Source organism: Thalassobacterium maritimum (genome assembly GCF_031127805.1).
Taxonomy (GTDB): domain Bacteria; phylum Verrucomicrobiota; class Verrucomicrobiia; order Opitutales; family Coraliomargaritaceae; genus Thalassobacterium; species Thalassobacterium maritimum.
Window position 1 is genome coordinate 1 of sequence record NZ_JARXHW010000084.1, and the last position, 7912, is coordinate 7912.

General features: G+C 53.6%; 8 protein-coding genes. 3 read left to right on the forward strand and 5 right to left on the reverse strand.

All coding sequences use genetic code 11. The features are described from left to right. Positions 1–285: 285 nt before the first annotated feature. Positions 286–387 (reverse strand): type II toxin-antitoxin system RelE/ParE family toxin, encoded by a 102-nt coding sequence (locus tag QEH52_RS18675; RefSeq protein WP_308952476.1) that lies wholly within the window; start codon positions 385–387, stop codon positions 286–288. Further along, on the reverse strand, positions 372–536 hold the full coding sequence (locus QEH52_RS18680) for a hypothetical protein (RefSeq protein ID WP_308952477.1): 165 nt from the start codon (positions 534–536) through the stop codon (positions 372–374). Before QEH52_RS18680 ends, QEH52_RS18675 begins: the two co-directional genes overlap by 16 nt. A 285-nt stretch (positions 537–821) precedes the next feature. On the opposite strand from QEH52_RS18680, the gene QEH52_RS18685 reads away from it, so the two are divergent. The 3 genes from QEH52_RS18685 (at position 822) to QEH52_RS18695 (ending at position 4703) form a co-directional block, all read left to right on the forward strand. Continuing rightward, complete coding sequence (locus QEH52_RS18685) at positions 822–2438, forward strand: aspartate:alanine exchanger family transporter (protein WP_308952478.1); 1617 nt, start codon at positions 822–824, stop codon at positions 2436–2438. Positions 2439–2553: 115 nt separating this feature from the next. Then, the gene (locus QEH52_RS18690) at positions 2554–3606 is read left to right on the forward strand and encodes a 3-deoxy-7-phosphoheptulonate synthase (RefSeq protein ID WP_308952479.1); all 1053 of its coding nucleotides are present in this window, start codon (positions 2554–2556) and stop codon (positions 3604–3606) included. Between the two features lie 113 nt (positions 3607–3719). Then, a complete protein-coding gene (locus tag QEH52_RS18695) occupies positions 3720–4703 on the forward strand; it encodes a malate dehydrogenase (protein WP_308952480.1) in 984 nt (327 codons plus the stop codon). Positions 4704–4783: 80 nt separating this feature from the next. On the opposite strand, the gene QEH52_RS18700 is transcribed toward QEH52_RS18695, so the two are convergent. The 3 genes from QEH52_RS18700 to QEH52_RS18710 all read right to left on the reverse strand — a co-directional run bounded on the left by QEH52_RS18700 (position 4784) and on the right by QEH52_RS18710 (position 7685). After that, the gene (locus QEH52_RS18700; RefSeq protein ID WP_308952481.1) at positions 4784–5920 is read right to left on the reverse strand and encodes an N-acetylmuramoyl-L-alanine amidase; all 1137 of its coding nucleotides are present in this window, start codon (positions 5918–5920) and stop codon (positions 4784–4786) included. A gap of 122 nt (positions 5921–6042) precedes the next feature. Continuing rightward, a complete protein-coding gene (locus tag QEH52_RS18705) occupies positions 6043–6906 on the reverse strand; it encodes a mechanosensitive ion channel family protein (RefSeq protein ID WP_308952482.1) in 864 nt (287 codons plus the stop codon). 110 nt (positions 6907–7016) lie between these two features. Next, positions 7017–7685 (reverse strand): metal-dependent transcriptional regulator, encoded by a 669-nt coding sequence (locus QEH52_RS18710; RefSeq protein WP_308952483.1) that lies wholly within the window; start codon positions 7683–7685, stop codon positions 7017–7019. Positions 7686–7912 lie beyond the last annotated feature (227 nt).

The window sequence follows — 7912 nt, forward strand, 5'->3', positions numbered from 1 at the left end:
CCATCGATCAAAATTTAAGGTCTCAAAATCCAGAAAAAACAAAGGTAAAGCGAAGAAGAAAAACGTCGATAAAGCTGCTTAAGTCCGTGCCATTCGCCTCATGCCCCAAAGCGCTGAAGCGCTCACTCTTACAAAGGAAACGCTCCCTAAGGTAAGAGTAACGGCTTAAGCCGTTAAGCATATTCTAAATTCTTATGTTGTAGTATAAGCGCAAAGACTTTTGAGAAACGCTCTAGTCGAACACGCTAAAACTTGGGGTTACCGCGTGCTCTTAAACAGTTCCAATCAAAAGGAGACGGCAGCAGCAGGATTATCCTCAGCAATGTAATTACGAATGTCCCGCAGGTTCTTGATCGCGGGATCCGTCCAGACTACTTTGAGTTCCATGAGGCAAAAAGCTCTTCTACAGCTTCTTGCCTCTGCACGTGGCCTGCTCGGGCGGCTTGCTGGCCAGACTTGATCCCTTCAAGAATTTCGAGTTCCTCGCGGATATCATGCAAGCTCGCCGTTTCAGGCAGTGCTTGAAGCGTGCTCATTGCTAGCTGTTTGTCATTCACGTCGTAAATATCACTCAGCTTTATAAAAAGTTCAACCTTGGAATTGAGTTAAGAAAATCAGAAGCTATCGAGCATGGATAAATTACACGCTCATGCGACGCGCTGCTGGCGCTGCATTCGACTCGATAAAGTCGGATGTCCACGCTCTAGCGTAAGATTCGGAGTGGCTCGCAAGTTGCTGTAACTTGCCATTGCCACTATTTAACATAATTCATAACATTACACTTGCTTATTTAAGATCAAAACAACATAAGCATAAGTAATATGAATTTAGAGGCACTCAACCAGCTCTTACTCGACCAACCATTGGTCACGCTCTTCGCGGTCATCGCGGTGGGCCTACTCTTTGGTAACATCACCATCAAAGGGATCAACCTTGGAAGTTCGGGCGTGTTGTTCTCCGCATTACTGGCGGGGCACTTAGGCTATAGCATTCCTGGTGGCATTGGCACGCTGGGGCTGGTGCTGTTTGTCTACTGCGTGGGCATCGGCGCAGGGGGCCGCTTCTTTGCTTCGGTGGCACGTGAGGGGGCTACTTTAGCCAAGCTCGCACTCGTCATCGTCGCTCTGGGCGGACTTGTCACTTGGGCGGGCGCCAAGCTGTTGGATCTGCCGGCCGATTTGGCCGCGGGTATCTTTGCTGGTGCCCTTACCAGCACACCGGCGCTGGCCGCTGCCACCGAGGGCCTCAAGGAGGCCGCCTCGGGAGTCAGTATTGGCTATGGTATCGCCTATCCTTTCGGTGTCATCGGTGTGGTGCTGTTTGTGCAGGTGCTCCCACGCATCTTAAAGCACGACCTGGAAAAGATCGCGGCTGAACATGATGCGGGCGATGCCGCAGAAGACCGCGTGGAAAATGTGCTGGTCGAATGCACCAACCAAAATCTGATTGGCAAACGGATCGCGGACTCGGGCGTCGCCAATCTGAACGCTTGCCAGGTCTCGCGCATTTTTAAAGACGGGCAGCTGGTGCCACTCAGCTATGACGACGCTTTTACAGAAGGCTTACTCTTATTGCTGGTTGGGCGGAGCAAAGAGATCGCCGTGGCAGTGGACTACATCGGCCATCGCAGCCATCGCAATGTCCTAAAGGACGTGGAAAATGAGCGCCAGCAACTACTGGTCACCGAGCGTAAGATGGCAGGCAAGAACCTGCGCGACGTCGCACCGCTCAAAAACTACGGCATCGTGATCACACGGATCACTCGGCTCGGCCTCACCTTCGTGCCCAATGCCTCGACTGTGATTGAGCTCAACGATCAGCTCACCTCGGTCGGCCGCCCGGATGACTTAAAAGGCTTTGCCAAAGCAGTCGGCCACCGCAGCAACGCCATCGACACGACCGACCTGCTCTCACTCTCGGCGGGCCTCACACTGGGCATCATCGTCGGATTGATCCCGATCGGCCTACCCGGCAGCACCCCCATCACATTGGGGCTCGCTGGCGGACCACTCTTCGTCGCCTTATTACTGGGACACTTCGGTCGTGTTGGCCGCATCGTCGGTCACATTCCCCGCCCCACCCGCCTGTTGCTGCAAGAACTGGGACTGGTGTTTTTCCTCGCCAATGCCGGCGTGCGCGGCGGTGGCTCCTTAGCCGCTACCGTGCAAGAATATGGCCCCATGCTCTTCGCCCTGGGTATCGCAGTCAGCATTGTGCCGCTCATGGTCGCTTGGCCGCTAGCGCGCAAGCTCTTTAAACTGGATCCCTTACAAGCTCTCGGCGGCATCTGCGGCGGCATGACTTCCACCCCTGCCTTGGGTGCCATCACCGCCAAAACCGACTCGCAAGTGCCTGTGGTCAGCTATGTATCGGCCTATCCGGTAGCTCTCATCGTGATGATACTGATCGCTAAAGTACTGATCGGGCTACTGGCATAAACACATAAGACCCACGACAGCTGCGATGCACAGAATTATGACATTTTGGTGTCTAGCGTCAGCAATGGGTGATTGAGCTTGTTCCCACCTCAAAGCTACTCTAAATCTCCGCCCCGTGAAAAAAGTCACCGATATCAACATCACTTCCAAAACACTGCTTCCTTCTCCACTCGCCCTGTGCGAAGAGATCGTTAAAACGGACGCAGCGGATAAATTCGTGGCCGAGAGCCGCGAAGCGATCAACGAGATCATTTTTGGTAAGGACCGCCGACTACTCGTCGTCATTGGCCCTTGCTCGATCCATGATCTTAAAGCTGGACGTGAATACGCCGAAAAACTTGCTAAACTCGCCAAAGAAGTCGACGACCGCATGCTAATTGTCATGCGCGTCTATTTTGAAAAGCCTCGCACCACTGTCGGCTGGAAGGGCCTGATCATGGACCCGAAGCTCGACGGCACCAGCGACATTCCAGAAGGTCTACGCATCGCGCGCCGCTTCCTGCTCGATATCATCGAGCTGGGCCTGCCCACCGCCACTGAGCTGCTGGACCCGATCACACCGCAATACATCGCCGACTTAGTCTGCTGGTCCGCGATCGGCGCCCGCACCACCGAGAGTCAGACGCACCGCCAAATGGCCTCCGGCCTCTCGATGCCACTCGGCTTCAAAAACGGCACCGATGGTGGGCTCGGAGTCGCGATCAACGCGATTAAAGCCGCCAGCCAGCCACAAACTTTTCTCGGCATTGATAACCAAGGCCAGGCCAACGCACTCACCACAAAGGGCAACCCACACTGCCACATCGTGCTACGCGGCGGTTCCCACGGTCCCAACTACGGCGCCGACGATGTCGCGCAAGCCCGTGAAAAACTTGAATCTGCCGGACTCACTCCCGCGATCATGACTGACTGCAGTCACGCCAACAGCGATAAAGACCCCGGCCGCCAGCCATTGGTCTTTGACGAGATCGTACGCCAAAGCCTCATCGACCCCAGCGTCATCGGCGCCATGGTCGAAAGTAATCTCGAATTTGGTAATCAATCTTTCCCTCAACCCGTAGCCGATCTTAAATACGGCGTCTCCATCACCGATGGCTGCATCGACTGGGCGACTACCGAAGCTATGATACGCAAAGGCTACCAGGATTTAGCACCACTCTTCACTTAAGAACAGCATAAGCGGAACTTCTGCTATTCAAATCAGAAACTTCCATCATTGAAGACCTCGGCACTCATCCTGTATTAATTCCTCTAATCACAAACCTCAACTGAATAAGAATTATGAACAAACAACCCATTCGTGTCGCCGTCACAGGTGCAGCTGGTAATATCGGCTACGCCCTTCTATTCCGTATCGCTTCAGGTGCCATGTTTGGCCCCGACCAACCGGTCGCGCTGAACTTGATCGAAATCCCACCTGCCCTCGACGCGCTCAAGGGTGTCGTGATGGAATTGGACGACTGCGCCTTTCCGCTGTTGAAAGATGTCGTCGCCACCACCGATATGGACGAAGGCTTCAAAGATGTAAACTGGGCGCTGCTAGTCGGTTCCGTGCCACGTAAAGCGGGCATGGAACGCGGAGATTTGCTGGGTATCAACGGCAAGGTCTTTACGGGCCAAGGCAAGGCCATCGGCGCCAATGCAGCTCCCGATGTGCGCGTGCTAGTCGTGGGTAACCCTTGCAATACCAACTGCTTGATCGCCATGAACAATGCCGAAGGCGTGCCCAACGACCGCTTCTTCGCCATGACCATGCTGGACGAAAACCGCGCTAAGACACAACTCGCCCAAAAGGCAGGTGTCGACGTGACCGAAGTCAGCAATATGACGATCTGGGGCAACCACTCGGCCACCCAGTATCCTGATTTCTACTCTGCAAAGATCGGGGGCAAGTCAGCTGCTGAAGTCATCGGCGACGAAGCTTGGCTCAAGGACACCTTCATCCCCGACGTGCAAACACGGGGTGCAGCCATCATCAAAGCACGTGGTGCATCCTCAGCGGCTTCCGCCGCCAACGGCATCGTGGATTCTGTCCGCGCGCTCACCACACCCACCGCCAAAGGTGACACCTTCAGCATGTGCCTCTGCTCCGATGGCAGCTACGGCACACCCGAAGGTTTGATCATCTCCTTCCCTTGCCGCAGCGATGGTGAAAAGATCGAGATCGTCAAAGACATCGAGCTCAACGAATTCAGCCGCGCAAAATTCGACGCCTCCGTGCAAGAATTGGCTGAAGAACGCGAAGCGGTCAAAGACCTGATCTAAGCAATCGCACACAGCGACCTTTCACAAAGCCCGCCAGCACCTCTGCTCGGCGGGCTTTTTTAGCGAGAAAACCTGACTCCCTACTGCACTTCCCCATCTGCCTGCAGCGTGCCATAAGTCTGCATCACCCCCTCCACTACAGCAGCGCTGTATTCCAATAAAATATCATCGGCAGGCAAGGGCTGATGATGCGCACGAGCGTTCAGCGCCGTTTGTATGCGGGCATATTCTCGCTCACTGTTGGCCACATAGGGCTCCAACAGCACGGTCGGGCATTTGACTAGGCGTAACAACATTAAATTACGCGCCCACAAATAGGGCACCTCGGCATCGATTCGGATCGCATTATACCCTTGGTAATCAGAGGCTGGCAGTCCCGTCGCCTCTCCAAGGGCCGCGCCTAAGGCGGCACCGAGTGTAGCCTCAATAGGCCCACTGCCATTGATCAGCTTCTCGATCAGCTGCGCCTGATGCTCTGAACTCAGCAGCTCGGCCTCGCTCAAGCAACCAAAGACTAATACGTGCGTATGGTCGCTCTGCACCAGCTGTTGCGTATCGCCCTCGGGCCATGCGGCTGCATTGATGTGCAGTGAGAGCAAGGCATCAGGGCGAATCTGCTCGTTGACAACCCGAGCGCGCTCCGCCAACTCCCCGCTCACAATCGCCATCCGTATGGCCGCGTCTCGCACTGCCATCGCGTGCTGGAGCTGGATCTGTAAATTGACCTCACTGGGCGGCGTTCGCTGAGCCGCCACAGCAGGCCAATAATCCGCAAAGGTCTCAGGATTGATGGGTTGAGACGACTCGCGCAGCAGAGTCACTTGCGCGCCCAAGCGAGTCAACTCAGCCCGCACACGCTGGGCCACTTCCAACACCAGCTCGCCTTCGCGCACCCAGTAGTCCTGCTCAGAGATCCGGAAGTTGCGCCATTCCCATTTCGCCCAGAATCCCCCGACATGGCCAGGGTCCAGTGCGAGATGCAGTCCAGCAAGGGGCGCTGCCGAAAGCGCCTGCCCCAGGACTCGCCTCTCTGCCGGAGAGCTCCACCAGGCCTCCACCTTTTGTGCCGCCACCTCTTCTAGGTCGAGGCGCGCAGCGCCATCGAAGTATGGCGTATAACGCGTCGATAACGCGTAGGCGATTTGCTCAGGCGTGCTCTGCGCCAGCAGCAAAATTGGCCACACAGACTGCGCCAGTAAGATTCGAAAAGTTCGCATGAATACCAATTCTTAGAATAGAGGAACAAGAGCAGCTACACACAGACAGGATTGCCCCTGCGACAATAAAAAAACCGCTGGTGAGCACCAGCGGTTTTGAAAATTGTATTCGTTTAAAATGCTTAAGAAGCGTTTTCCTGGAACACGTGGATGTCGCGCTGAGGGAATGGAATGCTGATTCCTTCAGCATCAAACTTCTCTTTGACTGCCTTAGTGAAGTCAAATTTGACAGCCCAGTAATCAGCGGACTTGACCCATGGACGAACCACAAAGTCGACGCTGCTATCACCCAAGTTAGCCACCGCAATTGTGACCGCGGGATCTTTGAGCACACGCTCATCAGCAGCCAACAAGTCTTCCATAATCTTTTTAGCCTTGTTCAAATCGTCGCCATAACCGACACCAACTGTCATATCGACACGACGTGTCGGGTGCGCAGAAACGTTGGTAATCGAACCGCCCATGATGGAGGAATTGGGCATGATGATTTGAATATTATCGGGGGTCTTCATCTCAGTGGTCAAAATACCCACTTCAACAATCACACCCGCTTCACCCCCGGCTTTCACGAAATCACCAGCCTTGAAGGGTTTGAAGAGAATCAACAAAACGCCCGCCGCAAAGTTAGAAAGCGAACCTTGTAGAGCCAGACCCACCGCCAAGCCAGCGGCACCGATCACGGCTACAAAGGAAGTCGTCTGTACACCCAGCTTACCAATCGCGGCGATCACGATAAAGATGACCAAAGCCCCGTGAATCAGGCTCGCAAAGAACCCGACCAAGGTCGGATCCACTTCACGTTTCTGTAAGGTGCTAACGAAGCAATTCTTTACCTTTTTGGCGACCCACAGGCCCACAACGAGTATAAGAACAGCGGCGATGATTTTCATCCCGTACAAGGCAAGACCATCGATGACCTTTTCAACAATCGTTGGCTCGGCTACCGGAGCGGTAGCGGTAATTAATCCTGAGGTTTCTTCTTCCATGATGTATGTAGGTTAATATTGTCTGTTAGATATAATGACAGATCTACATTGAGTGATATACCTCATATGACAATCAGTAAAAACTAAATAAATGCTGACGAAATTGGCGACTAATGCACCAAACGAACTTGAATTTTCGCAGCCGCACCCAGCCCTAGCGTCATCGCGACAGCATTACTCGCCAGTTCAACACTGACCGACTCTGCACTCATACTACGCGCTCTAACCTGTAGCCGCACGCCGGGGTTTAGTCCAGATTCAGCGATATAATTTAAGAAACCTGTGTCTTGATCACTGATTCGAGCCACAGTGAGCTGCGTATTTAAGGGACACTCAACTAAAGTTTCCACTTCTCCATGCACCAATTCGCCTTCAGCCGAAGGAATTGGATCTCCATGCGGATCCTCGGTGGGATGGCCTAAAAAACGATCAATCCGCTCCAATAGTAGATCAGACACGACGTGCTCGAGTTGTTCGGCCTCTTCGTGCACCTCCGACCAATCGAAGCCTAGCACCTCTACCAAGAACTGCTCGATCAAACGATGCCGCCGCAGCACGTGCAGGGCTAATTTACGCCCAGGCTCAGTCAACTGCACCCCAACGCGCGGCGCATATAGAACCAAACCCGCATCCGAAAGCGCCTTCACCATAGTAGTTGCCGTGCCGGGCACGACTCCCAACGCCTCAGCTACCTGCCCCATCGGCACTTCGCAGGAAGTCAACTTCTCAGAGACAAGGTAAATATGCTTAATATAATCTTCTACGGTAGCGCTTGGCATAGTGCTCTCACGATCATCCGTCCTGCTTATAAGGCCAAGATTATTTTGAATCCTGCTGCCATTTAAATGGATCGTCAGCTTATCTTAGTAATAGTAAATGACTTAGCCGCAAATAATCACAGCTTATAAGAGTTATACCATTTCGAAAAAATATTGACCTACATAGTGCTTAGAGTATTTTGACTGAATGCGACGTCGACGACTAGGCGAACCAGCAGATCGCCAAA